Here is a 23,931-nt window from a genome sequence, read left to right on the forward strand (position 1 = left end):
AAGGTGGACGAAGGCGAATCCAGGACTTCCAGTTCCTCAACGGCCTGGCCCTCGTCGGTCACGGTCGCACCCTGCTCGTCGCCGAGACCACCCGGCAACGGCTGACCGCCTTCACCGTCACGGGCGACGGGGCGCTCACGGACCGGCGCACCTACGCCGACCTCGCCCATCTGGTCGGTACCCACGCCCGGCCGGACGGTATCTGGCCGACACAGGACGGCGTCTGGGTGGCCACCACCACCGGACACGCCGTCGCCCTGGTCTGGGAGAACGAGCTGGTCACCTCGGTGGACACTGGGGAGCTGCTGCCGATCGCGTGCTGCGGAGACGGCGGGAACCGGCTGTTCGTCACCCTCGCCGACACCCATGGCCTCCCTCTGGGGGAGGCCATGGCCGCGAAAGCGGTGCACACGACGGTCGCACTGCTCGAGGCCACGAAGGAGGGGCACGCTGCATGAGCACCGAAGCAGCCGGACTGGACCCCGATGCTACAGGCCGTCGAACACTCCCGGATCACCGACTTCGCGCGGTTCGCCTCGCCGCGGCGCCGGACGCGACCTGGGCGGTGACTACCACGCGCTGCTGGGCGTGGTCGGTCGACGACGTGAACGGCTTCTGGGCGGCGGTGTGGGACTACTTCCGTCTGCCCGAGCGCCTGGTGGGGCCCGCGCTGGCGGCCGAGGCGCTGCCGGGAGGCGTGTGGTTTCCCGGCAGCACGCTGAACTACACGGCCGAAGTCTTCCGCGACCGGACCGGCACCGACACCGCCGTCATCACGGTGACCGAGGACACCGGCCCGCAGCGGCGATCACCTGGCACGAACTGCGGCGTCAGGTCGCCTCACTCGCGCAGGCGCTCACCGAACTCGGCGTGCGCCTGGGCGACCGGGCGGCGGGTACCTCCTCAACGGCGTGCAGGCCGTCGTGGCCTTCCTTGCCACCGCCGGTCTGGGCGACCTGGCGGGCGCGCGCGGGCAGGACTACACCGCCGCCGCGGCCGAAGCGCGGTTGGCGCAGCTCCGGCCGACCGTGCTCATCGCCGCGACCGGCTGTCTCCACGGCGGGAAAGCACATCGACCGCCGCGCCGATGTGGAAGCCCTGCGCGACGCGCTGCCGACCCTCACGGCGACCATCGCCGTGGGGGACGCGGCAGGGGCGGTGCCCGGTGCCCTCCCGTGGTCCGCGCTCACCGGGCGCGACGCCGAACTGACCCCCGTACCAGTCCCGTTCGACCACCCGCTGTGGGTCGTGTTCTCCTCGGGCACGACCGCCGAGCTGGGCATCGTGCACGGGCACGGCGGGTCGTGCTGAGCAGCTCAAGAACCTGGGCCTGCACCTGGGCCTGCGCTCCGGGGACTGTTTCTGCTCTGGCACACCACACCGAGCTGGACTACGTGGACGTCCTGGTGGCCGGCCTGCTACTGGGCGCAACGGCCGTCTGTTACGAGGGCAGCCCTGCCTATCCCGGCATCGATGCGCTCTGGCGGCTCGCGGCCCGACTGGAGGTGAACGTCCTGGGGCACCAGCCCCGGCTACCTGGCGGCGCGCCGCAAGGCCGGTGTGCGGCTCGCCGACCACCATCCGGCCTCTCTCGAGCGCCTGGGGGTCACCGGCTCGGCGTTCCCCGCCGACCTGCAACACTGGGTCGCCGGCGAACTCGGGTCACGGACACAGGTCGTGTGCACCAGTGGTGGCACCATGTGGTCACCGCGTTCCTCGGCGCCGCACCCACCACGCCGGTCTGGGCCGGTGATGGTTTCGCTCTGCCTGGGCGTGGCCGTGGAAGCCTTCGGCCCGGACGGCAGGCCGGTGCGGGGCGAGGTGGAGCTGGTGGTGCTCCGGCGCATGCCGTCGATGCCGCCTGCATCTTCTGGACGACCCGGACGGCTGCTGCGCGCTCTACCGCGGCGCCTACTTCGACGTCTACCCGGCATGGTGCATGGCGACGGCATCACCATCACCGACCACGGCTCGGTGACCTGCACGGCGGGTCCGACGCGACGCTGAACCGCCACGGCATACGCATGGGAAGCAGCGACATCTACGGTCCGGTGGAGCAGCTCGAGGAGATCGCGGAAGCCCTCGTCGTCGGGGTCGAGCAGGACAGTGGCGGCTACTGGATGCCGCTGTTCGTCACCACCACCGACGGCATCGACGTCGATGACGTGCTGAGCGAGAAGATCCGCGACGCCATACTCCACGGCGCCTCCCCCCGCCACGTCCCCGACGAGATCATCCAGGCCCCCGGCATACCGCACACCCGCACCGGCAAGAAACTCGAATTCTCCTGCTCAAACGTCTGCTGCGCGGAGACGCCCAGCGCTCCGTGGTCGACCCCGGCAGCGTCGACAGACCCGAACTCATCGACTGGTACGCCCACATCGGCGCCGCCCACCGTACGCGCGACGGGCACCGCTGCCGGCTCCGTCGCGTCCCCGTCACCGAACGGCTGACCGGGCGGCATCGCCCCCCGGCAGGGGGCCGGGCCGTCCGGAAGCCGCCGGGCGGGCGCCGGACACGTCTCGCCCCGCCCGGCAGGCCGCCGGCCTTGGGGCTCTCACCGCTGCTGTCGGCCACCGGCACACCACCACAAGGACATGTGACCAAGGAGTCCTGCCATGACCTACATCGCGCTGGAAGAAGCCTTCACCATCCCGGAGCTGTTCGCGCGCCAGCCCTCGACGCCCCAGAAGATCCAGGTCAGCGACCAGTACGCCAAGGACTGCCGACGCCGCCTGGCCGACTTCGAGGAGCACCGTCTTCCCGAGATGGACGCGCATGGCATCGACATCCAGGTCCTGTCGCTGAGCGTCCCCGGTATCCAGGCCGACACCGACGCCGGCGCCGCCGTCGACAACGCCCGGTTCGCCAACGATCACCTGGCCCGGACCATCGCCCGCCACCCGACCCGCTTCAAGGGGTTCGCCGCCCTGCCTCTGCAGGACCCCGCCGCCGCCGTGATCGAACTAAACGCTGCGTCGAACAGCTCGGCTTCAGGGGAGCGCTGGTCAACGACCACACGCAGGGCCGGTACCTGGACCATCCCGCGTACGGGGAACTGTGGAGCGCACTGGAGGAACTCCGTGTGCCGTTGTACCTCCACCCGGCTTACTGCCTCGCGATGACTGGCACGTGATGCGCGGACGGCCGGAGATGTACGGGGCCAGCTGGAGTTGGCAGGCCGAGACCGGCGGCCACGCCATGCGGCTGATCTATGCCGGAGTGTTCGACCGGCACCCCGGTGCGACCCTGATCCTCGGGCACCTCGGCGAGTTTCTGCCGTTCCAGCGCTCCCGCTTCGACTCGCGTCACCGCTCGCTCCAGGTCGACGCGCCGCTTGAGCGGATGCCGTCGCAGTACTTCGGGGAGCAACATCCTGATCACCACAAGCGGGGTATCGGCCCCTGGAGGCCGTGCAGGCCGCCGTGCTGAGCATCGGGGCCAAGCGGTCATGTTCGCGATCGACTACCCGTACGCAGTCCTCACTGCCGAAGCGGTGGACTCGATCGAGAAGTGCGACCTTTCACCCGAGGTGAAGGAGAAAATCGCCCATCTGAACGCCCGGCGCGTGCTGGGCATCTGACCAGCACGGGGCCCTGTGCGGGCGCTCAAGGCAGCCAGCGCAGGCACCGCGTTGCTGATGCCGGCTGTCGACTGCGGTTCGCCCGCCTCCTCGCCGCCTCATCCGGCCAGGGACGGCCGACGGCCGCGCCAGGGCTCAGGGAGACACATGGCCGCCCCACCGGTCACCGGCGCGGCGCCACGTCCGTCCACAGGAGGCAGAAGCAGGTCGCCCATGCCGATGCCACGGCCCTTATGCGTCTCGGAGACCGGCAGGCCGGGACGCCCCCTCGCCGGACAGGAGGGCCCCGATCTCGGCCGCCGGCCGACCGGTGTGCAAGCTGATCAGGTCGGTGAGCAGACCGTCCAAGGGCGGCCAGGGGATGGCTCCGGCGGTCGTTGTAGAGGCTGACCAAACCGTGCAGGGCGGTCCAGAGCATGAGTCCGGCCTGCCACTGCTGATCCGCCGCGCACCGCTTCTGCTCCCCGGCGGTCGCAGCCGCCCAGGGAGGCGACGACGGCGCCGAGCAGCTCGGCCCCGGCGCCGTGGGCCGTACCAGGGACGAGGTCGGCAGGCATCCGGCCGCCGAACAGGGTGCGGTAGTGGCCGCGCTGGTCGACTCCCCAGTGCACATAGGCCGCGCACCGGGCGACGAGGTCGGCCTGCTCGGTCCGCGGCGGGCTGCGCGGCTCCGTCCATCAGCCGGGCCAGCTCCTCATAGCGAAGCCGTAGCACGTGTTCGATCAGTGCGCTCAGGTCGGGAAGCTGGTGAGACGCTGGCCGGCGCGACCCCGACCTCACGCGCGACCTGCCGGAGCGTCAGTGTCTCCGGTTGATCGAGAGTGGCCAGCAGCTTCTGCCGGCGGCGTCCACAAGCTGGGCCTTGAGCACCTGTCCCTGCCCGCGCGGATTGCGGCGACGGGGAGCGGACCACTCCTGACTGACACCTCGCTCCCTTCCGGCCAGGGTGAACGGTTCAGCAACAGGTGTTCACCTTACAGGTGGCCTCACTTTGACACTGATAACCAACGGTTGTTTACTCAAGTCGCCAACGGTTGTTCAGTCAAGGAGCGGATGATCATGCGCATCGCAGTACTCGGAGCCTCGGGCCGGACCGGCGGCACGCTCGTCGACCAGGCGCTGGAACGCGGACACGAGGTCGTGGCCCTGGTCCGCACGCCGTCCAAGGTCACCGTGTCCGCGCCACGGCAGGTCGAGATCAGGCAGGCTGACGTCACCGCCCCGCAGAGCTTCCCCGGCCTGACCGACATCGACGTGGTCGTCTCGGCCATCGGCATCGGCAGGGGCGACGGCCCGGGCGCGCTGGTCGCCGGGGCCAGGAGGCTCGCCGCGGCGAACGTGCGCACGGTATGGCTCGGAGCGCTGGGCTCGGGGCGTGTCGAGCCGGTCCGGCGGCCTGATCTACGCAGGGGTGATGCGGGTGTTCGTCGGATCGGAACTGGCCGAGAAGGCCGAGGCCGACGAGATCGCCCTGAAGGCCGGCGCCACGGTGTTCACGCTCCGGACGTCACGGACGCCCCCCTCAGTCCCACCCGGCGCATCGGCCCGCTGGCGGAGCTGCGGCGCCCGCTGGTGCCGCCCAGGATCTCCCGCACCACGCTGGCCGCGCTGCTGCTGGACGAGGCGGAGACCAGCAAGCACGGCAACGGCATCCTCGTGCCCCTCAAGCCTCGGTCCCTCGGCCGACGCGACAGCCCCGGCAGGTTCTCCACGGGGCGCCAGCAGGTTTCCCGCCGGGTACTGTGACCGCGGTCGCGCAGCTGGCTGCGGCCGGAACCGAGGCATGACGAAGGAGTCCACCGCGTCCGGCATGCGCATCGATCAGCTCGGCCGTCGCGATTGCGCTTGCCGAAAATATCGTCCGCCCTGGTGGGATGCGGTGCGCACGGTGTACTGGAGGCCGGTTGGCGCGGTCGCCCGAGCGGGAGCTCTCGCGAGGCCGGCGCTCGCGGCGGCAAGATGATCGACCGTGTTGCTGCGACTGGCCTACCTGGGCGTGACGAATGCGTTCGCCATGCTGCGCCTGACCAATGGGCGGTCGGGATAGACTGCCGGGATACTCGCCTTGCGCCACCAGGTCATGGTGCTGGAGCGCCAACTCGGCCAGGAGCGGCGTGCGGCTCCGCCGCGAGCGACCGGGGATTTCTGGCGGCGCTGCTGCACCGGCTTCCCATGCACGTGCTCCGCGGGGTGCGAATTTGCTGGTGCGTCCGGACACGGTGCTGGTCTTGGCACCGCGACCTTCTCGCCCGCCGTCAGGCTGCCGCCTCCCGGCCCAGGCGCTCGGGACGGCCGCGGACCGTGCACTCGGTGCGGGCCCTGGTGTTGCGCCTGGCGCGGACAATCCCGGCTTGGGGTATCGCCGTCTGCACGGTGAACTGCTTGTCCTGGGCGTGAAGGTGGCCGCTTCCACTGTCTGGGAGATCTTGCAGGAGGCCGGCGTTGATCTCGGCACCCGAGCGGCTTCCTTCCAGCACGTGGGCGGACTTCCTGCGCTCCCAGGCCGATGCCCTGCTCGGCCTGCGACTTCTTCGAAACGGTCATCCTGTCCGGGGCTCGGATGTACGTGCTGGCCGTCATCGAGCATGCCAAGCCGACGGATCCCGGGCTGGTCTGCGCAGCACGTCCCGTGGCAGCCGGTACAGCAGCGCCGTCAGGTATGCCCGGTCGCTCGGGGTGAACCGCCCCCGATCCTCGCCGAGTCGCGCCAGTACCATGAGCTGGTCGTGACTGGCCGCAGCGATTTTCGTGTCTTCGCCGCGGTCGCTCATCGGTAGCAGGCGAAGCACGGCGAACGCGTGAGTTACGGCCAGGTAGCCCAGTCGCAGTACACGGGCGCCGGCCGGAAGGCGGGGCGTCGGCGAGTCCGGCGTGAGTGCGGTGCGGGGCCGGCGCGGGCTGTTTGCCTCGGGCCTGGTCTCGGGCATGGGCTCCGGCCATGTCATGACGACGTGCCGGTCGTAGCGCTGTCGCGCAGGAAGCCCGCGAAGGCCCCAGCGGCGGGGGTGAGGGCGTGGTCGGCCATGCGGACCAGAAGGATGTGGCGTACCGGGGCGGGGGGTTGCAGTGGCAGGCGCACCTTGTTGGACGCCGCCTCGGGTGCCTTCCAGCGCCAGGGTGGGGGCGAGGGCGACGCCGATGCCGGCGGCGACCATGGCCTGTGCCTCCTGGTAGTCGTGGGCCTCGTAGGCGATCTGCGGCTTGAAACCGGCTGTGTGGCAGCTGCGGGCGAGAGCCTCGGCCACCGGGTGGTTCTCGGCGCGGGGCGATCCAGGGGTCGTTCGCGAAGTCGGCGAGGGCGGCCGAAGGGCGGCCGGCGAGGGGGTGGTCCTTGCTGACGAGGAGGGCCGGGGGTCGTCGACGAGTGAGGTGACGACGATGTCCTCGCGGTCGATGCGGTTCCAGTCGTAGTCCCACATCAGGGACATCTCGATTTCCCGGTTCTCCAGCATCGCCCACAGGCCCGCGATGCGGGCGCTGCGCACCGTCAGCCGTACGTCGGGGTGGGCTTTCCGGAAGGCGATCACGGCCCGGGGGAGGAGGGAAGCGCCGACGGTGGGGAAGGTTCCGATGCGGAGGATGCCCGCGCGCAGTCCCGCGAAGTTGGCGAGCTCGTTCTCGGCGGCCGTCAGTTCTCGCTCGATCCGCTCCGCGCTCGGCCAGGGCGCGTCCCGCGTCAGTGAGCGTGACACCCCGCTCGGCACCTGGCGCTCCAACAGCGGCTGCCCAGCCTCCGCCTCCAAGCGGCTGACCTGCTGGGACACCGCTGAAGGCGTGTAGCTCGAGAGCCGCGCGGTCGCGGTGACCGAGCCCCGGCGGGCGACCTCGGTGAAGAGCAGGATGCGCCGCACATCGAGCACCTGCTCACCTCCAGCATTAATTCCAACTTAATACCCATGCAGATTTCCGAAAGATCACTCACGCTCCGCCCCCACCGTGGATCACACCACGCACGGAAGTGCCGGCGGGGTTTCCACGCAGCAGGTCCTGGTCGCGTTGCGTCTCGGCTGGCCCAGACGATCCGCGGAGGAACCAGCAAGTGCTGGACTTCGACCACCACGATGTGGTCGCGACCGGCGTGGACGCCGACACCCTGCTGCTCGCCGCCTACAACGCCGCCGACCCCCGCCAGACACCCGCGTCGGCGGTGCCTCCTCCACCACCTCCAAGGCCGCGATCGTCCGGACACCGGCCGAGCCGGGCATCGACGTCGAGTACGCCTTCGCGCAGGTCGGCATCGGTGACGAGCGCGTGGAATGGACCAGCAACTGCGGCAACTGCGCCACCGCCGTCGCCCTGTACGCCGTCCACAACGGCCTGGTACCGATCACATCGGACTCCACCACGGTGCGGATGCTGCACGTCTACACCGGGGCCCGCCTCACCGGCACCATCCCCACCCCGGGCAGTACGGCCCCCGAAGAGGGCACGGCCGCGGTGCCCGGCACCGCGGCGCTCGGAGGCGCCGGTCCTGCTCGGCTTCGAGGACCCGGCGGGTACGACCACGGGGCGCGCCCTGCCGACCGGCCGCGCCCTGGACACCCTACGGGCCCGCCGGTCCGGCCGAGGCGTCCTGGTCGACGCCGGCGCCCCGGCCGCGCTGTTCGAGGCCAAGGCGTTCGGCCTCGACGGCACCGAGTCGCTCACCGAGTTCGCCGAGGCGGTTCCCGCGCTCACCGTGCTGCGCCGCGAGGCCGCCCTGGACATGGGCCTGGCCGACCGGAACGACCCGGTCAGCGATGCTGTGCCGAAAGTCGGCGTCGTTGCCCGGGCCGCCTCATATCGCACCACTCATGGCACTCTGGTCAGTCAGGACGAGTACGACCTGGCCGTACGCATGGTCTCCATGCACGCACCCCACCCGGCGATCGGCCTCACCTCGGCCGTCGCCCTGGCCACCGCGGCCGCCATCCCCGGCACGCTCGCCCTCCACCGCGTCGCCCGGCAGACCGCCGACGGCACGCTGCGCCTGGGCACCCCGGCAGGCGTCATCACCGCCCAAGCCGTCCCCGCACCGGACGGCGCGTCCCCCACGGTGCTGCTGCACCGCGCCGCCCGCCGCATCGCCCAGGCCGAACTTCTCTTGTTCCCGTCCTGGAAGGACGCCCCGCATGAGCCGCAACGATGCCGCCCCGGGTACCGACCACCGCTCCACCACGCCGCACCCGCCGGCCGCCGTCCCGCTCTACGTCCAATGCCTGATCGGTGTTCTCGCCGGTGCCGTCGTCGGCTGGCTGTGGCCTTCCTTCGGCGCCGAGCTGAAGCCCCTGGGCGACGGCTTCATCGCGCGGCTCATGATGATCGCGCCGGTCATCTTCTGTACCGTCGTCCACGGCATCGCCTCCATGGGCAACGCGCGTGCCGTCGGCAGGGTCAGCCTCAAGGCGCTGCTCTACTTCGAGGTGCTGACCACCGTCGCCATGGTGATCGGCCTGGTCGTCGTCAACGTCGTCCAGCCCGGCAGCGGACTGCACGTCGATACCTCCACCCTCTCCACCAAGGGGCTGCCGCCCGAGGCGACCGCGAGCCACGAGAGCTTCTCCGCCTTCGTCCTCGCCATGATCTCGGACACCCTGCTCAGCGCCATGACCGGCCACGAGATCCTGCCGGTGCTGGTGGTCTCGGTGTTGTTCGGCTTCGGCCTCAACGCCGGCGGCGAGGCGGGCGCGGGGATCGCCCAGGGCATCGAGAAGCTGTCCAGGATCCTGTTCACACTCATCCGCTGGATCATGCGGCTGGCCCTCATTGGCGCCTTCGGCCTCGACGGCCTTCACCATCGGCAACTACGGCCTGCAGATCCGCACCTCTTCCTGCCCTGGTCGGCTCCTTCTGGCTCACCGCCCTGTTCTTCGTCCTGGTCGTCCTCGGTACGGTCATGCGCGTCAACGGCCTGCGCCTGCTGCCCTTCCTCCGCCACATCAAGGAAGAGCCGCTGATCGTCCTGGGCACCTCGTCCAGCGAGCCGGTGCTGCCGCGCATGATGGCCAAGCTCGAGCACGTGGGCGCATCCAAACCGGTCGTCGGTATCGCCATGTTGCCCGCCGGGTACTCCTTCAACCTCGACGGCACCGCGATCTACCTCACCATGGGCTCGGTCTTCCTCGCCCAGGCCCTCGGCATCGACCTCAGCCTCACCCAGCAGCTGTCGATGCTCGCCATCATGCTGCTCACCTCCAAGGGCGCCGCCGGGGTCACCGGGTCCGGCTTCGTAGCGCTGGCCGCCACCCTCAGCGCCGTTCCCCACGTACCCGTCGCCGCCCTGGCGCTGATCTTCGGCATCGACCGCTTCATGTCCGAGGCCCGCGCCTGGACCACGTGGTCGGCAACGGCGTCGCCACTCTGGCGGCGGCCAAATGGGAGGGACAGCTCGACGAGGACCGTGCCAAGGCCGTCCTCCGCGGCGATATCCGCAGACCTCCGCTCCCGAGGCCGGCCACACCCCCGATCGGCAGGTCGATCCCGCACTCGGTGCAGCGGGCCCGCGGAAGCCGACCCGAAAGCAGCGGCCGGAGCGGACCGTGACCCGGCGCCCGCCGTCGGCTGACGCACCGCACACAGCTGGTTGTGGAGCCCGCGCTCCGGACCGGCCCTTCCCGTGATCAGGAGCACCCGCACTGATGGCAGCACCCTGGGGCGTCACCGTGGTCGGCGGCGGAAACGCCGGCTTCTGCGCAGCGCAGTCCGCCCGGCAAGCGGGCGCCCGAGTGCTCGTACTGGAAAAGGCGCCACGGCAGTGGGCCGGCGGCAACTCCGACTTCACCGCCGGCGCCATGCGCACCAGCCACGGCGGACTCGCCGACCTCAAGAACCTCCTGGAACTGACCGCACAGGACTGCTTCCCGCTGACCGACCTCGCCCCGTACACCGACGACGACTTCCTCGACGACATGGTCAAGGGCTACGTGGGCATACCGATGCCGACCTCGCGCGGATCCTGGCCGGCGAGTCCCGCGACGATGGACTGGCTTCGCGACCTGGGCCTGCGGTTCGAGCTGATGTACCGCCGGCAGGCGTATGAGGTGGACGGCCACCACCGCTTCTGGGGTGGCCTGGCGGTCGGCGTCGTCGGCGGCGGCAAGGGGATGATCGAGCAGCACCTGGCGGCCGTCGAACGCACCGGCGTGCACGTACGCTTCGACGCCCCCGTCACTCGCCTGGCCACCGCATCCGACGGCACCGTCCACGGCGTAGTGCTCGCCGACGGAGACGCTCAACTGTGAACTCGAGGTCCTCAGGCGCCTGGGTCGCCGAGGTCCTGGATGCCGGGCTGTACCAGCTGCCCGCGCCGGCCGAGGCGATGGACCGCTTCCAGGCATCCCAGGCCGACCACGGCGGGTCCTCGGGGGTCGCCGGTCTCCCCGGCGGCTTCCGCCGCGGCCTTCAGCAGGCGGGCGGCCAGTTCCGTAAAAGCCAGCAGGTCCGGGCCAGGCGCCGGGCGGCCGCGTCGCGCGCCAGCCGGTGCAGCCGCGTGACCGGCAGCGCGTCCAGCCCGGCCGCGATGTGCCACGTTAACTCGACACTTCCTCCCGTCGTCGGTCATCGCCGGCTCGTGGCGGGGATGGCGTTGTCGATGAGGACGGCGGCGATGGCGGCGGCGGTGGGGAAGGCGTCGGCGTTGAGGCCCGGTGTGCGGGCCGCGGCGCCGTCGATGAGCAGCGCGAGCTGCTCGCCGAGCTGTTCAGGGTCGGCGCTGGCGCCGGCTTCGCGGGGGGTGGTGCGTTGTCGGCGAGCCGCGCGGCGACGGCTTTCTTGTAGTCGCGGCGCGCGTACTGGGATGCGGGGTGCTGGGGGTCGTGGAGTTCGACGGCGGCGCCGATGTAGGGGCACAGGGGGGGTGGTGGATGTCGTCGCAAGGGCTCTGCTGAGGAGCCGTTCGCGGGGCGTGAGGTCGGTGCGGTCGAACACGCCGGGCAGAACGGAGGGGTCGAACCGGCGCAGGTACTCGGCGACGAGTTCGTCCTTGCCGGTGAAGCGCCGCAGGCCGTGCGCTTGGGCAGCACCTGGGCCGCCGCGCAAAGCTGGTCCATGCCGGTGCGGTTGATGCCCTGCTCGCGGAACAGTTGCTGGGACGCGCTGATGATGCGCTCGCGGGCGCCCCGGCCGCGGCGGCGGCCCTGGGGGCCCTTCTCCACCCTCTCTTGTCCACGGGCTCATGCTACCCCGCAGCTGGGTAACGACCGGTGTACATAGTTTGCGTCCCGGCCGCCCGCCCAGTACCGTAAGCAGAACACAGGCCGGTGTACATAACGCCGTCACCCCAGGTGCACACGGCACCACCGACTGAAGGGAGCGACTATGGGAAAGCTTGACGGCAAGGTCGCGGTCATCACCGGCGGCACCACCGGCATGGCGCTGGCCGGCGCGAAGCTGGTCAGGTGCTGTTCGGATTCTATCGTGTTTCCCTATTAACCTTAGCAATACGTAACTGAACGAAGTAAGGTGGCAAAACCAATATCGCGCGAGCAGTTAAGCAGACGACTACAAAATGGAATCCACAGCACCTGGCGGCGGCGAGTCCGGCGCGGCGGGGGGCGGACAGGACGGCGCCGTCGGCGGGCCATACCAGCAGGTCTAGGGCGCGGGCGATCGCCGAAGGGTCGAGGGTGTGGTCGAAGCGGAAGCGGCGGGTGATGTAGGTGTTGGAGTCGCGGGCGGGATGCTGGTTCTTGCCGCGCGGGGCGCGGGCGGCGATGGTCTGGTCGTGGTGGCGCAGGGCGGCGGTGACCAGCCACAGGGCCTCATACGGGGTGCCGAGGAGGTCGGTGGGGTCGGTGCCGGGCGGGATGTAGGCGGGGATGACGAGGCTGGCCGTCTTCGTCTTGAGGGTGGGGGGTTTGCGCAGGGCGCGGCCCAGCGCCTGGACGATGCGGCGGACGCTGGCGGTGCGGTCCGCGAAGACGACTCCGTCGACCGCCGGCAGGTCGACGCCTTCGCCGAGGATCTTGGCGTTGGCCAGTACCCCGCGGTCGGCATCGGTGAAGCGGTTGATGATGCCCGCGCGGCGGCGGGCGTTGTGGGTGCCGTCGATGGACTGCACGACAACCTGGTCCGCCCAGTCGGGGCGCAGGTCGTCGGGGAGGGTGCGCAGGGTGTGGGCGAACTGGCGGGCGAAGTCGGCGGCGTCGGCGATCTGCTGAAAGTAGACGAACACGTGGCGCAGGTCCTGCTCGCGCATGGCCTTGAGGATGGCCAGGTGCAGGGCGGTGGTGCGGCGCGCGGTGGGCCCGGCCTCGGGATCGGTGAGGGCGGTGCGCAGTTCGGTGTCGGTGACGGTGGGGACGACGAGCTGATAGTCGGCCAGGACGCCGTCGTCGATGGCGTCGGCGTGGGAGTAGGTGTGCAGGCGGGGGCCGAAGATCTTCGGCTGGTCCATGGTCGCCAGCAGGGCCGGGTCGTCCCAGGCCGGTGCGGTAGCGGTGGTGCGCTTGGGCTGCGCCCTGGTGGTGGGCGGCTCGGTCAGGCGGGGGGCTTCCCATACATACGGGGTGGCGGTGAGGTAGAGGCGGCGCTCGGCAGGGATGCGCTCGTTGTCGTGCAGTGCGGTCCAGTTCTTCTCCCAGGTGCCGGCCGTGGCGTGTGCTTCGTCCACGATCAGCAGGCCGAAGACGGGGGCAGGAAAGATTGCGGAGTGCTGGGCCTCTTCGATCTTGGACAGCGAGTCGTAGGTGAAGAACACCGTCGCTTTGGGGTGGCGGCCCAGCCAGTAGGCCAGGTACTCCCCCGCGTTGGCCGAGTCGACCTTGGCGTCGGCGAGGAGCGGGTGGGACTCGGCGCGCAGCGAGGAGATGGTGATCATCGGCTCGCTGCGGCCGTCTGCTCGGGCGGCCGCAGCCCACTGCGCGACCAGGTCCAGGCTGGGCACCGCCACCGCCAGGTGGCGCACGCCGAGTTCCTCGGCGACGCGCAGTGCGAAGAGGGTCTTGCCGGTGCCACAGGCTGAGACGGCATGTCCGCGGGTGCGCGGGCGGCGCAGGTGGCGAACCGTATTCACGAGGCCCTTTTGCTGGTCCGTGCGCAGGACCAGACGCTCGGTGTGTTCTGTGGCAGGAGGGCTGGCGGTCATCGCACGGTTCCTCGGCATACGTGAGGGGCTGACTCGCGTTCATTCTCGCGTACAGCAGTGGTTTGGTGCAGCGGGTCTCTATCAACTGGAGCCTAGGGCCTTGGTGTCATGTGCTCCGGTCGGCGGGTGGCTGGGGACCCGTGTTCTGCCATGCGGTCATTCGGCCGCTTCGGTCAGGTGGGTGAGGGTGGAGCCGTCGATGTTCTTGGAGATGTGCAGGCGTTGGGTGATGCGGCGGCGGAGTTCGGGGACGTGGCTGATGAGTCCGACGGTGCGGTCGTGGGCGCGTAGGGAGTCCAGGACGTCGAGGACTTGGTGGAGGGTGTCTTCGTCGAGGGTGCCGAAGCCTTCGTCGATGAAGAGGGTGTCCAGTGCCTGGCCGCCGGCTTCGGCGGTGACGATGTCGGCCAGGCCCAGGGCGAGGGCCAGGGAGACGTAGAAGGATTCGCCGCCGGAGAGGGTGTCGGTGTGGCGTTTGTGTCCGTTCCAGGCATCGAGGACTTTGAGGTCCAGTCCTGATTTGGCGCCTCGGGCGGCTCTGTCGTCGGAGTGGACGAGGGTGAAGCGGTGGTGGGACATGCGTGACAGGCGGGTGTTGGCGGCGTCGACGACGTCTTCGAGTCGGGCTGCCAGGACGTAGGACTCCAGTTGCATGCGGAGCTGGTTGCTGGGTGAGCCGCCGCTGATGAGGCCGTGTAGGTGATCGACGGTGTGGTAGGCGTCCTCGAGGGGTTCCAGGCGCTGGATCTGGGTGTCCAGCTGAGCGGTGAGGGTGGCCAGGGCGGTTGACCGGCCGGCGGCCTGGGTGGAGAGGGCTGCCGTGCGGGTGTGGGTCGTGGTGGCGGTGTTCAGTTCGGTGACGGCGTGCTCGAGGTCGGCGGGCGGTTGGGTGATGGCTGCCTGCAGTTCGGGTTCGGCGAGACGGGCGGTCAATACAAGGCGCTGTTCACGCCACTGGGTGATCTCGTTTTCGATCGCGGTGAGTTCGTCGTCGGGCAGGCGGGCGGCCGAGGCTTCGGCCGGGGAGGTGAAGCCTGCCGCGTGCGCTGCCTCCTGTGCGAGAGCGGTGGCGCTGTGGCGTTCCGCGGCGGTTGTTGCCACGGTGGCCGCGCACGCGGCGGCGGTCTCGAGGCGGCCGGCGTGCTGAGTGAGATGGGTGATGCGGTCGGCGAGTGTGGTGTGTCCGTTGAGGGCGGTTGCCAGGCGGTGGGTGAGCTCTTCGCGCTGGGTGTGCAGGCTGTCGTAGGTGGCGTCGGCGGCGCCCAGGCGTGTTGCTGCGGTGTTGCGGGTGTGTTCGGTGTCGGCTTGTTCCTTTTCCAGGAGGGTGAGTTGTTCGTCGGCCGGTCCGGCGTCGGCTGCCTGGGAGAGAGCGTCGGCGAGGTGTTGTTCGAGGCCGGTGCGGTGGGCGGTGAGGTCGGCCAGAGGGGTGTTGCCGCCGGCTTCACCGCGTGCCGTGGCGGCCTGTTCGTTCAGCTGGGCCAGGGCCTCTTTGGCCTTGTTCTCGCTCTGTTGGGCGCGGGTGTGGGCGGCTTCGGCGGCCTGTTCGTCGGCGGCGGTGGGCTGACCGGGCTGGGCAGTGGCGGGTGCGGGGTGGGTGGGGGAACCGCATACGGGGCAGTCTTCGCCGTCGACGAGCCGGCCGGCGAGCTCGGCGACGATGCCGTCCGTGCGGCGGCGCCGGATGTCGACGTACGTTTTCGCGGCTTGCGCGGAGTCCTTCTCGGCCTGGCTGAGGACCTTGTGGGCGGCGCTGATCTGCTGGTCGAGAGCGTCACGGCGTCTGGCGGCTTCCAGCTGCTTTTCGGCGAGGTTGAGGGTGGGGGTGAGTTCGCGGCTGGTTTCCTGCGCGCTGCGGGCGGTTTCCAGGCGCGTGGCAAGGTCAGCGCGGCGTTGCGGAAGGGCGTTGAGCCATTGCTGGGCGTCGGTGAGGGTTTCGGTGAGCTGCTGGCGCTCGCGGTCGAGTGCGGCAAGCTCTGTCGTGTGGCGCTGGAGGGTGGCCTCGTCGGGCAGCAGTGCCTGGACGGCGCCGGTTTCGGCGTGCAGTTGCTGGCCGGCGTGAGTGAGGCCGGCGGTGTCGAGGGATGCGTGTTCGGGTGGCAGGAGGGCGCGGGCGCGGCTGTCGTCGTCCAGGGCACGGGTGTGCTCGAGTTCGGCGGTGTGTGCGGTCTCCAGGGCGGAGCTCAGTTGTTGGGCTTTGACGGCGCGGTCGCGGCGTTCGGCGAGGTGGTCGTGGTGGGTGGTCTGCTCGTGGAGCAGGCCGAGGTCGTGTGCGGTGGTGCGGTGGGCCTGCTGGAGACGGTGGAGGTCGCGGACGGCCTGTTCTGCCAGGCGGGCTTCGGTCAGCTGCTGCTCGGCGGTCTCGGTGGCAGCGTCGGCGGCGTCTTGGCGGGTGAGGGCCTGGCGGTGCAGGGCGGTGGCCCAGGCGCGGGCGGGTGCGGTGAGGGTGGCGGGGTCGTCGGCCCGGGGGGCGTTCTGGGCTGGTTCGAGGTCGTCTCCGGCTGCCTGCTGGATGCGTTCGGCCAGGCGCAGGACGTCGGCGCGGGCCTCGTCGCGCGTCTTGGCGGTGAGGGTTTTGCGGTTGGCGAGGAATTCTTCGATGAGGCCGAAGCGGCGGGTGCCGAAGAGGGTGCCGAGCAGGACCCGGCGTTCGGATGCGTCGGCGCGCAGGAACTTGGTGAACTCGTTCTGTGGGAGCAGGACGACCTGGCAGAACTGCTGGCGGGTCAGGCGCAGGAGGGACTTGATCTCTTCTCCGGCTTCCTTGTGGGACTTGATGATGCCTTCCCACCGGCCGTGTCCGTGTTCGTCGAGTACCCACTGGTGCAGGTAGGTTTCGGCCTTCTGGTCGACGAGTTCTGCGCTGTTGCGCAGGTGGGGTCGCTTCTGGGCGGGGATCCTGCGGATCTGCAGGCGCTTGCCGGCGAGGGTTACTTCCAGGGTCACTTCGGTCAGCAGATCCGTGGGAGCGTGATCGCTGCGCAGCCGCATGTTGCGTTCGTGGGGTGGCAGGCCGTAGAGGGCGAAGCAGATGGCGGCGAACAGGGTGCTCTTGCCGGCGCCGGTGTCGCCGTGCAGAAGGAACAGGCCGTCGGCGGACAGGGCGTCGAAGTCGACGGTGTGGCGGCGGGCGAAGGGGCCGAAGGCCTGCAGGTGCAGGGAGTGCAGACGCATGTCAGACGGTTTCCTTCTCCTGGGCGTGCACGCGCATGTCGTCGACGGCCTCTTGCAGGAGGCCTGCCTCTGTGGGGGTGGGTGGGGTGCCGCGCACGGCGGTGATGAAGTCGTGGGCGATGTCGAGGTCGCCGCGGCCGCGTACCCGTTCGCGGTAGGTGGGGCTGTCGGTGGCCTGTGCCGGGATGCCGGCGGGCACGTGCCGCATGTCCAGGGTCTTGGAGAAGCGCTGTCTGAGGCGTGCCATCGCCTCGTACGGCAGGGCGGTGTCGGTGAGGGTGGCCTGCAGCCAGGTTTCGCTGAGCGGTTCGTGTGCGGGGTCGGCCAGCAGGTCTTCGATGCGGCCGGTCAGCCGTGCCAGCGGCAGGTGGAGGTCGGCCGGGATGTCGTGGTGCGTGATCGTGGGGGCGCCGTCGGCCGGCAGGTCGGCGAGGGTGAGGGATTTGGTGTGGTTGGTCTCGGAGAAGGAGTAGGCCAGCGGGGAGCCGCTGTAGTGGATGCGGTCGTTGACGCGCTGCGGGCGGTGGAGATGGCCCAGGGCGGTGTAGTCGATGCCGTCGAAGAGGTCGGCGCCGGCGTGGGCGACGCCGCCGACGCTGATGTCGCGTTCGCTTTTGCTGCTGGTGGCGCCGGTGATGACAGCGTGGGCGAGGACGACGGAGCGGGTGCCCGGGCGGGTGGCGAGGTCGGCTCGGATGCGGTCCAGTGCCGAGGTGAGCACGGCCTGGTGCGAGGCTGTCTCGGCGTCCAGCTGGGTGCGTACCAGGGCGGGTTCGAGGTAGGGCACTCCGTAGACGGCGACGGGGCCGTGTTCGTCGTCGAGGAGGACGGGGCGGGCGGCGTCGGCGGGGTTGGTGCGCAGGTGGACGCCGGCTTTGGCGTACAGGCCGGAGCCGGTGCCGAGGCGGTGGGCGGAGTCGTGGTTGCCGCTGATCATGACGGTGGGGATGCTGAGGTCGGCGAGCTGGTGCAGAGCCCGGTCGAACAGGCGTACCGCGTCCAGGCTCGGGATGGCACGGTCGTAGATGTCGCCCGCGATCAGCAGGGCGTCCACCTTCTGCGTGCGGGCGGTGGCGCAGATGTGGTCCAGGACCTTGCGCTGGTGGTCGATCAGATCTTCCCCGTGGAACCGGCGGCCGAGATGCCAGTCCGAGGTGTGCAGGAACCTCATGGGCACAGACCGTAACCAGTGTGGTGGGAGCTACGGGCGGTTTTCCCGATAAACGGTCTTGTTTCAGAGGCTTGGGGACACGCGAGAGAAAGGTTCCTTCGTCTGCGCTGCCGGGTGGCGGAGCCGGACACGGCTCGCGGGGTGATTGTCAGTGGCAGGAGGCAAGATAAGCAGTGGGGGAAGGAGGATGTGATGTCGTTATCGCGTTCTGCCAGGACCGAGCACACTGTGGCGCCCGGGGGCTGCCGATGGTGCGGAATCGAAGCCCGCGCTCACGCGCGGCAATGGACTGCGGAGGCCGGATGGCACGCCTGGACGGCGCCGACCAACGAGCAGCGCAAAGAGCGCATGCTGCAGCGGCGAGCACAGCAGCAGGTCAGCAGGCGAGGGCCTGCACCTCGGTGAAGATGTCCCGTAGCTGCTGGGGGACCTCCTCTGGCGTGGCGAGCATGGACACCAGCGCGTAGAGCATGTCGGCCTTGCCGTTGGGGCTGCTCTCCTCGGCCTGCTGTTTGATCATGTAGAGGATGCGGTCGCTGAATTTGCCGCCCCGGTGCTCCATGAAGTCGTCGGCGCTCCAGGGCCGGCCCTCGGGGCGGGGCCAGTGGACGTTGGCGGCGGCCGCCCACTGAGTGTCGCTGAAGAGCTCCTCCAGCTCGTTGTAGCCCTCGCCCTCGCCGACGTAGGAGACCTGCTTGGTGAGGTCGAGGCCGGCTCTGACGAGTTTCTCGGTCTTGAAGTGCTTGTTGGTGCGGCTGTCGGCGTCGACCATCAGCTTCACGGTGCGGTGGTGCTTGACGAGGTAGCCGGCCAGGTGCAGGGCTCCTTCGTTGTTGTCGCAGGCCCACAGGGCGATGCCGGCCGCCTGCAGGGGCAGGCCCTGAGAGAGGCGGAAGAGCAGGGGCACGCACTGCTGCTCGGTGGGGCCTTCGACTGCCAGGAAGCAGCGTTCGTGCAGCAGGACGGAGTTGCGCAGTCCCACCGCGGCGGCGATCTGTCCGAGGTGGAAGTCGATCCCGTCGTGCGTGTCGTCGTCGAGGCGCTCGACGAGGGTGCGGCCGCTGTCGCTGAGTTTGAGGTGGACGACGTCGGCGATGTCGACGCCGTCGATGAGGTTCATCGAGTGGGTGGCGACGATGACGCTGACGTGGGGCAGGGCGCACTGCTTGCGGATGATGTCCATGACGGTGCGCTGGTGGCGGTAGTCGAGGTGGGTGTCGGGCTCGTCGTAGACGACGATGGTCTGCGTGGGCTGCGGTTCGCCCTGCTCCCCCGTCGCGGCGAGTTCACTGCTTTCGAGGAGGCTGCTGGTCCACTCCCACACGGCGAGGGCGATGCGCCGGGTGCTGCCCTGGCCCGAGCGGGTCAGGTCCACGGGCTCGCCGTCGGCCTTGGAGACCTCCAGCGGCGCCCTCTTGAAGCCGCCCTTGAAGGAGACCTCGGGCTTGACCTCCACGCCGACGAACTCGTGGCAGTGCTGGCGGATGTGCCGGCACAGGGAGTCCGCTTCCTTCTCCAGCCGCTGCGTGATCTCCTTCTCGATCTCGCGGACCTGCCCCTGGAGAGTCTCGTCCTCCAGATGGGTCTCGTAGCAGCTGCTCAAGGCGGTGCGCACCGCGTCGTCCGGGCTCTCGTCCTTGCCGCCGAACGCCAGCAGCCGCGGCAGACGTGCCTCGAGGTCTTTGGGCAGCGGCTGCCACTGGTCGGTCTGCGGGACGGTCGTGGCGTGTGCGGTGAGCGCAGCCAGCAGGTCGTCCTTCAGCGTGCCCGACGGGACGAGCCCGAACTCGGCGACCAGTTCGGTCAGGTCTTTCTTCATCAGTCGGCCTAGTCCCTGCAGGCGGCTGTCGGCGGGCTGCGATCCGAAGAACTCCCAGCACGCCGCCTCGCCGGCCCGTGAGCGGCGCCGGATACGGATCTCGGCCGGTAAGGGGGCCGCTGCGGCCTGCTCGGCGGTGTCCAGGCGGAAGACGCCCTCCACCCATGTCTCCGCGCAGCGCTGTCCCTTGACGCCCTCGTCCTGCTGGTAGGTGCGGTCCTCGTCCGTCAACCGGTGCTCGCCCAGCAGGAAGGCCAGCGCGGCCAGGACGGCGCTTTTGCCGCCGTCGTTGCGGCCGGCCAGGATCGTCGGGCTGCTGACCGGGATGTCCTGCACGTGGGTCAGCGAGCGGAACCCACACGCGGAGAAGCGGATGAGGTGCACGGTCGAGCTGCTCCGTATCTCCCCGCTCCGCCGGGCGACGGACAGGGGTGTGGCGTGCGGGCGTTACGCGTGCGGATGAGGCGCTTGAGGCCTCGACGCAGGCAGTCATCCTAGAGGCACGCAATGCAACCGTGCCCCCTATTGCGCCAGTTAGCGTCTGGGCGGGGAGAGGCTGGGCCTCTCCGCTCGAGGGTGGAACGCCGCATCCCGCAGAAGCCGGGCGCTGCACCGGCGCAGCCTCAGTGAACGTCTTTGACCAGTGCGAAACCGAAATGCATGGTTGCGCGCACTGCGGGAGCTGAGGGGCACCGGATCGGGAACTCGGACGTCGCGTCCGTTTTTATGGCGGGGCCTTTCATTACGGGTATCGCGGCCAACTGATCAGTTCTCCTGGGTTCCCACAGCAGCCGTCGGCGTGAACCAGGAAGGGACAGGTTGCCCAGCCATTACCTGGCCGACTGCGCTTCTTGACGTTCTGTCATTTTTGTCAACTTCGATACACGGAGGAATATTTGAAGCTAATTTTTTGAGGTCTGATCCGAGGTGGTACGACGTGAGCGACGTACGTCCGGCGCAGCCGGGGATGCTGGTGGTGGCCCGGGAGTTCCGCGGCATGACGCAAGCCGACGTGGCTGAGGCGATGGTGAAGGCCTCTGGCGGTGATGTGGCGGTGTCCCAGGGGTATGTGAGCCGCGCCGAGAGCGCCCGGCTGGCGGTCTCGGGAGAGCGGCTGGAGCTGTACGCGGCGGCGCTGGGGTATCCGCCGGATCTGCTGTGTCTGGCTCCACAGGTGCACGGGATCGGCGTGGGGCTCGTCCACCACCGCAAGCGTGCGTCGTTGACCGTCTCCGCCCTGCGGCGCCAGCATGCCCATCTCGCCCTGACACGGGTGCATTTGCAGGGCATCGCCGGGTGCCGCCCCGGTCTCGGCGTGCGGGCTGCGGCCATTCCCACTGTCGAACTCGGCGCCCTGACCACGGCCAAGGACGCAGCCCGGCAGGTTCGCAAGGCCTGGGGTCTGCCGCCGGGCCCGGCGGCAGACATCACCGCATCGCTGGAGGAGGCCGGGGCCCTGGTGGTCGCGCGTGATCTGGGCAGCGGCCGGCTCGACGCGGTCAGCCAGTGGGACGGGAAGCAGCCGCCACTCATCCTGGCCAACGACCACGCGCCCTCGGACCGCTACCGCTTCAGCCTGGCGCACGAGCTGGGGCACCTGGTTCTGCACCAGTCCCCCGGCGACAGCACCGTGCAGGAGCGGCAGGCCGACGAATTCGCTGCCGAGTTCCTCATGCCCGCGCGTGACATCCGCTCCGCCTTCACGCCTCGCGTCGACCTGGAACTCCTGGCCCGGCTGAAGCGGGAGTGGAAGGTGTCGATGGCCGCGCTGCTGCGCCGGGCGCAGAGTCTGAACATCGTCACGGACTGGCAGTACCGCAGCGTGATGGTGGAGATGTCCGCGCTGGGTTACCGCACGGCCGAACCGGTCGGGATAGACCGAGAGCGGCCCCGGTACGTCCCTGGGCTGATCCACTCTGCTCTGGCCACGGGGATGAGCGAGGAAGAGCTGGCCCGCTGCGCGCGGCTGCTACCCGAGGACTTCCAGCTGCTGTACGCCCCGCGCGAAGGCGCGGCGGTGGATTCTGCTTCGAAGGTGAGGCCATGACTGAGTCGTTCTCCTCCCCGCGCCCGGGCAGCGGTTCCGATCCCGCAGAGCCTCCCGCCCCTCCTCTCACCGAACCGCCTTCTGTACCCGGGCAGTTGCAGGGCCGGATGCTGCTGCAGGCCGGGGTGAGCCGGGTTGGTTACATCCGCGCGCAGCTCGATCCGGTGCGCAGTGGGCTCGTCGTCAGCGGTCCCGGGGCGGCGGTGAAAGTTCGCAAGCTGCGCGAGGAGGGGTTCACGGGACCGCTGCTGGCGGATCCCGCCGTCTACACCGTGGCGGCGGCCAGTGAGGACGATCCTTTCCCCGACGTCTCGGAAGGCCAGCTGGCCTTCGGCGACCCGCTGAGGCTGTCGATCGAGGAGCAGGTGGGCCACCGTGCGGGCGCGACGGCGGCCATGACGCCCACCGGATATCTGCACGCGGAAGACTCCGACGCCCTCAAGGCCGCCGTCCACCAGGTCCTCAAGCTGGAGGACCCCAACGTCTTTTTCAGCGTTCCCGTGGGCGTGGCGTGGCTGCGCTACGACTCGGTCGGGCAACTGATCGCCTGGCTCAATGTCGTACCGAACCCCAAAGCGGTCATGCTCGGCGGACAGATGGACCCACTGGCCAGCTTCTCCCAGGCAGTGGGCAACCTCAAGCAGCTGCTGGCGGAGGTACCCGGAACCGCGCTGCTGCGTGCCGACCTCGCGGCGTTCGGGGCCCTGGCACACGGGGCCGCGTTCACCGCCTTCGGCGCCACCAGCAGCGTGCGGCACATCGTCCCGCCCGGCCAGACGGCCAAGCGGTCCCCGGGCGGACCGAACTCGCCCTCCGTGCTGCTGCCGGAGCTGATGGACTTCTTCCTCGGCGAGACGCTGGCGAAGAGGTTCGCCGCCGGCCTGGCGCCGGTGTGCCGGTGCGCGGCCTGCGACGGACTCGTGCTGGACACCTTCGTCAGCAACCACTGGCAGGTGCCGGCGGCCGCCCACAATGCGGCGGTGCTGATGGAGTGGTTGCGCAGCATGGACGCCGTCGAGCCGGCAGGGCGGCCCGCGTGGTGGCAGCAGCGCTGCCGGCGCGCGATCGACCGCTACCCGGTGCTCAACGCTGAACTCGACCACCCCGGGTTCAGCGCCTTCAAGGTGCCCCAACAGTTGCTTCAGTGGGCGCAGGCCCCCGTCGCCCCGCAAGCCTCCACCACGGCACGCCCGGTGGCGGGCGTGGAGCGCGGTGAGCCGTGACTAGCCGATGCGGTGATGGAACTCCTCGGTGAAACACCACGCCGCGGGGGTATGGCGGCGCGGGGTGTAGGGCCGGGGTTCCAGCAGCAGATCCACGCTCTCGCCGTCGGCCGCCAGGACGCCGATGCCGTAGAAGGCGGCTTCCATCAACATCTCCTCAGCCGCCGGTGGAGCGCTGTCCAGCAGAAGGGCGCGCCGGCAGAAGGGGGCGAAACGGCCGGCTCGCTCGAGTCCTCCGCGCCAGCCCGCAGCGCTTGCCCGCACCACGGCGAGATCAATGGTGAGCGGCCGCACCGCGCGACGGGTGACCTCACGGCGGTCGAGCTCGGCGGCCCCGGCCGGAAGCCGCCGTACCGCCGAACGCAGCCGTGCGGGCAGCGACGCCAGTGCGACGGGCTCATCTACGGGCAGCTCAAGAAGAGTCTGCAGCGCATCAAGACTGTCCAGGCGAGCCGCTGACACGCGGGCGCGGCGTGCACATTCTTCCTCGTCAAGCCGGTGGAACAGCAGTGCCTGGCTGTCCATCAGCTGGAGCGAGACAGACAGTACGGCAGGATCCAGCAGGGCCGCGGAGGCTGCGCGTACCGACGTGCCCACCAACGGGCTGGCCAAGGTCACCATGCCGTTCACCCTGCCTCATCCGACTTCAGCCGCACCCGGCGGCCCTGACTATCCCACCCGATGGGGCACGGCCGCCTCGTCCAAACGTTCCAAAAACGCGCCCAATCCCTGCCACAGTGCTATGTCGCCGACCGCACGGCAGAACTACCGCTGTTCCCCGGACACCAGGCCTGCGGGCGGCATGCCGCGCGGTCAGGTGGACCGCGGCGCAGGTCCCGCACAGCACGGCGGCT

21 protein-coding genes and 3 pseudogenes are annotated in these 23,931 nt (G+C 69.9%); 14 read left to right on the forward strand and 10 right to left on the reverse strand.

The genetic code is table 11. The annotated features are described in order from the left end of the window. Positions 1-458: SMP-30/gluconolactonase/LRE family protein (locus ABR738_RS01685; RefSeq protein WP_350228148.1), on the forward strand; the 458-nt coding region annotated here is incomplete at its 5' end. Positions 459-830: 372 nt separating this feature from the next. Here the strand turns inward: ABR738_RS01685 and ABR738_RS01690 are convergent. Next, positions 831-1,058: a hypothetical protein gene (locus ABR738_RS01690; protein WP_350228149.1), complete on the reverse strand. Its 228-nt coding sequence runs from the start codon at positions 1,056-1,058 to the stop codon at positions 831-833. A gap of 31 nt (positions 1,059-1,089) precedes the next feature. Here ABR738_RS01690 and ABR738_RS01695 point away from each other — a divergent pair, with 31 nt between their 5' ends. The 5 genes and pseudogenes from ABR738_RS01695 to ABR738_RS01715 all read left to right on the forward strand — a co-directional run bounded on the left by ABR738_RS01695 (position 1,090) and on the right by ABR738_RS01715 (position 3,583). Then, a complete protein-coding gene (locus ABR738_RS01695) occupies positions 1,090-1,311 on the forward strand; it encodes a hypothetical protein (protein WP_350228150.1) in 222 nt (73 codons plus the stop codon). 713 nt (positions 1,312-2,024) lie between these two features. After that, complete coding sequence (locus tag ABR738_RS01700; protein WP_350228151.1) at positions 2,025-2,453, forward strand: AMP-binding enzyme; 429 nt, start codon at positions 2,025-2,027, stop codon at positions 2,451-2,453. Positions 2,454-2,768: 315 nt separating this feature from the next. Beyond that, positions 2,769-3,136 (forward strand): annotated as a pseudogene (locus ABR738_RS01705) (amidohydrolase family protein). Continuing rightward, positions 3,136-3,432 carry a hypothetical protein gene (locus ABR738_RS01710; RefSeq protein WP_350228152.1) on the forward strand — a complete coding sequence of 99 codons (297 nt, stop codon included), beginning with the start codon at positions 3,136-3,138 and terminating at the stop codon, positions 3,430-3,432. The pseudogene ABR738_RS01705 and the gene ABR738_RS01710 overlap by 1 nt, the downstream one beginning before the upstream one ends. 19 nt (positions 3,433-3,451) lie before the next feature. Then, positions 3,452-3,583 (forward strand): hypothetical protein, encoded by a 132-nt coding sequence (locus ABR738_RS01715; protein ID WP_350228153.1) that lies wholly within the window; start codon positions 3,452-3,454, stop codon positions 3,581-3,583. A 323-nt stretch (positions 3,584-3,906) separates the two neighbouring features. On the opposite strand, the gene ABR738_RS01720 is transcribed toward ABR738_RS01715, so the two are convergent. Further along, a complete protein-coding gene (locus tag ABR738_RS01720) occupies positions 3,907-4,194 on the reverse strand; it encodes a TetR-like C-terminal domain-containing protein (RefSeq protein ID WP_350228154.1) in 288 nt (95 codons plus the stop codon). Between the two features lie 448 nt (positions 4,195-4,642). On the opposite strand from ABR738_RS01720, the gene ABR738_RS01725 reads away from it, so the two are divergent. Next, positions 4,643-5,329 (forward strand): NAD(P)-dependent oxidoreductase, encoded by a 687-nt coding sequence (locus tag ABR738_RS01725; protein WP_350228155.1) that lies wholly within the window; start codon positions 4,643-4,645, stop codon positions 5,327-5,329. Between the two features lie 509 nt (positions 5,330-5,838). Here the strand turns inward: ABR738_RS01725 and ABR738_RS01730 are convergent. Together ABR738_RS01730 and ABR738_RS01735 are read right to left on the reverse strand one after the other, a co-directional pair. After that, positions 5,839-6,060 carry a hypothetical protein gene (locus tag ABR738_RS01730; protein ID WP_350228156.1) on the reverse strand — a complete coding sequence of 74 codons (222 nt, stop codon included), beginning with the start codon at positions 6,058-6,060 and terminating at the stop codon, positions 5,839-5,841. Between the two features lie 99 nt (positions 6,061-6,159). Continuing rightward, positions 6,160-7,443 carry a LysR family transcriptional regulator gene (locus ABR738_RS01735; RefSeq protein ID WP_350228157.1) on the reverse strand — a complete coding sequence of 428 codons (1,284 nt, stop codon included), beginning with the start codon at positions 7,441-7,443 and terminating at the stop codon, positions 6,160-6,162. Positions 7,444-7,519: 76 nt separating this feature from the next. Between ABR738_RS01735 and ABR738_RS01740 the strand changes: the two are divergent. From ABR738_RS01740 to ABR738_RS01760, 5 genes and pseudogenes are all read left to right on the forward strand, one after another. Further along, a pseudogene (locus tag ABR738_RS01740) lies at positions 7,520-7,975 on the forward strand (PrpF domain-containing protein); the annotation flags it as partial. Positions 7,976-8,099: 124 nt separating this feature from the next. Beyond that, positions 8,100-8,597 (forward strand): annotated as a pseudogene (locus ABR738_RS01745) (PrpF domain-containing protein); the annotation flags it as partial. Positions 8,598-8,694: 97 nt separating this feature from the next. Beyond that, a complete protein-coding gene (locus tag ABR738_RS01750) occupies positions 8,695-9,519 on the forward strand; it encodes a cation:dicarboxylate symporter family transporter (RefSeq protein WP_350228158.1) in 825 nt (274 codons plus the stop codon). Further along, positions 9,459-10,127: a cation:dicarboxylate symporter family transporter gene (locus ABR738_RS01755; protein WP_350228239.1), complete on the forward strand. Its 669-nt coding sequence runs from the start codon at positions 9,459-9,461 to the stop codon at positions 10,125-10,127. The genes ABR738_RS01750 and ABR738_RS01755 overlap by 61 nt, the downstream gene beginning before the upstream one ends. Before the next feature lie 73 nt (positions 10,128-10,200). Next, a complete protein-coding gene (locus tag ABR738_RS01760; protein ID WP_350228159.1) occupies positions 10,201-10,803 on the forward strand; it encodes an FAD-dependent oxidoreductase in 603 nt (200 codons plus the stop codon). 316 nt (positions 10,804-11,119) lie between these two features. On the opposite strand, the gene ABR738_RS01765 is transcribed toward ABR738_RS01760, so the two are convergent. The 5 genes from ABR738_RS01765 to ABR738_RS01785 all read right to left on the reverse strand — a co-directional run bounded on the left by ABR738_RS01765 (position 11,120) and on the right by ABR738_RS01785 (position 20,191). Next, positions 11,120-11,599, reverse strand: a complete 480-nt coding sequence (locus ABR738_RS01765; RefSeq protein ID WP_350228160.1) for a TetR family transcriptional regulator — start codon at positions 11,597-11,599, stop codon at positions 11,120-11,122. A 373-nt stretch (positions 11,600-11,972) separates the two neighbouring features. After that, the gene (locus tag ABR738_RS01770) at positions 11,973-13,646 is read right to left on the reverse strand and encodes a DEAD/DEAH box helicase family protein (RefSeq protein WP_350228161.1); all 1,674 of its coding nucleotides are present in this window, start codon (positions 13,644-13,646) and stop codon (positions 11,973-11,975) included. A gap of 156 nt (positions 13,647-13,802) precedes the next feature. Beyond that, a complete protein-coding gene (locus ABR738_RS01775; protein WP_350228162.1) occupies positions 13,803-16,817 on the reverse strand; it encodes an AAA family ATPase in 3,015 nt (1,004 codons plus the stop codon). Between the two features lies 1 nt (position 16,818). Continuing rightward, positions 16,819-17,988, reverse strand: a complete 1,170-nt coding sequence (locus tag ABR738_RS01780; RefSeq protein ID WP_350228163.1) for an exonuclease SbcCD subunit D — start codon at positions 17,986-17,988, stop codon at positions 16,819-16,821. A 376-nt stretch (positions 17,989-18,364) separates the two neighbouring features. Further along, a complete protein-coding gene (locus ABR738_RS01785; RefSeq protein WP_350228164.1) occupies positions 18,365-20,191 on the reverse strand; it encodes an ATP-dependent nuclease in 1,827 nt (608 codons plus the stop codon). Positions 20,192-20,744: 553 nt separating this feature from the next. Here ABR738_RS01785 and ABR738_RS01790 point away from each other — a divergent pair. Beyond that, positions 20,745-21,854, forward strand: coding sequence for an ImmA/IrrE family metallo-endopeptidase (locus ABR738_RS01790; RefSeq protein ID WP_350228165.1), 1,110 nt, complete (start codon positions 20,745-20,747; stop codon positions 21,852-21,854). Continuing rightward, positions 21,851-23,077 (forward strand): hypothetical protein, encoded by a 1,227-nt coding sequence (locus ABR738_RS01795; protein WP_350228166.1) that lies wholly within the window; start codon positions 21,851-21,853, stop codon positions 23,075-23,077. Before ABR738_RS01790 ends, ABR738_RS01795 begins: the two co-directional genes overlap by 4 nt. Here the strand turns inward: ABR738_RS01795 and ABR738_RS01800 are convergent, their stop codons facing one another. Further along, entirely contained in the window at positions 23,078-23,707 is a 630-nt protein-coding gene (locus tag ABR738_RS01800; protein ID WP_350228167.1) for a hypothetical protein, read from the reverse strand. Positions 23,708-23,931: the final 224 nt, after the last annotated feature.

The organism is Streptomyces sp. Edi4 (assembly GCF_040253615.1).
Lineage (GTDB): Bacteria > Actinomycetota > Actinomycetes > Streptomycetales > Streptomycetaceae > Streptomyces.

Bases quoted from the DNA above. Each gene is read 5' to 3' on its own strand.
- ABR738_RS01700 (WP_350228151.1), top strand. From the start codon at position 2,025: ATGGGAAGCAGCGACATCTACGGTCCGGTGGAGCAGCTCGAGGAGATC.
- ABR738_RS01710 (WP_350228152.1), top strand. From the start codon at position 3,136: ATGCGCGGACGGCCGGAGATGTACGGGGCCAGCTGGAGTTGGCAGGCC.
- ABR738_RS01715 (WP_350228153.1), top strand. From the start codon at position 3,452: ATGTTCGCGATCGACTACCCGTACGCAGTCCTCACTGCCGAAGCGGTG.
- ABR738_RS01725 (WP_350228155.1), top strand. From the start codon at position 4,643: ATGCGCATCGCAGTACTCGGAGCCTCGGGCCGGACCGGCGGCACGCTC.
- ABR738_RS01750 (WP_350228158.1), top strand. From the start codon at position 8,695: ATGAGCCGCAACGATGCCGCCCCGGGTACCGACCACCGCTCCACCACG.
- ABR738_RS01755 (WP_350228239.1), top strand. From the start codon at position 9,459: ATGCGCGTCAACGGCCTGCGCCTGCTGCCCTTCCTCCGCCACATCAAG.
- ABR738_RS01760 (WP_350228159.1), top strand. From the start codon at position 10,201: ATGGCAGCACCCTGGGGCGTCACCGTGGTCGGCGGCGGAAACGCCGGC.
- ABR738_RS01770 (WP_350228161.1), bottom strand. From the start codon at position 13,646: ATGACCGCCAGCCCTCCTGCCACAGAACACACCGAGCGTCTGGTCCTG.
- ABR738_RS01775 (WP_350228162.1), bottom strand. From the start codon at position 16,817: ATGCGTCTGCACTCCCTGCACCTGCAGGCCTTCGGCCCCTTCGCCCGC.
- ABR738_RS01780 (WP_350228163.1), bottom strand. From the start codon at position 17,988: ATGAGGTTCCTGCACACCTCGGACTGGCATCTCGGCCGCCGGTTCCAC.
- ABR738_RS01795 (WP_350228166.1), top strand. From the start codon at position 21,851: ATGACTGAGTCGTTCTCCTCCCCGCGCCCGGGCAGCGGTTCCGATCCC.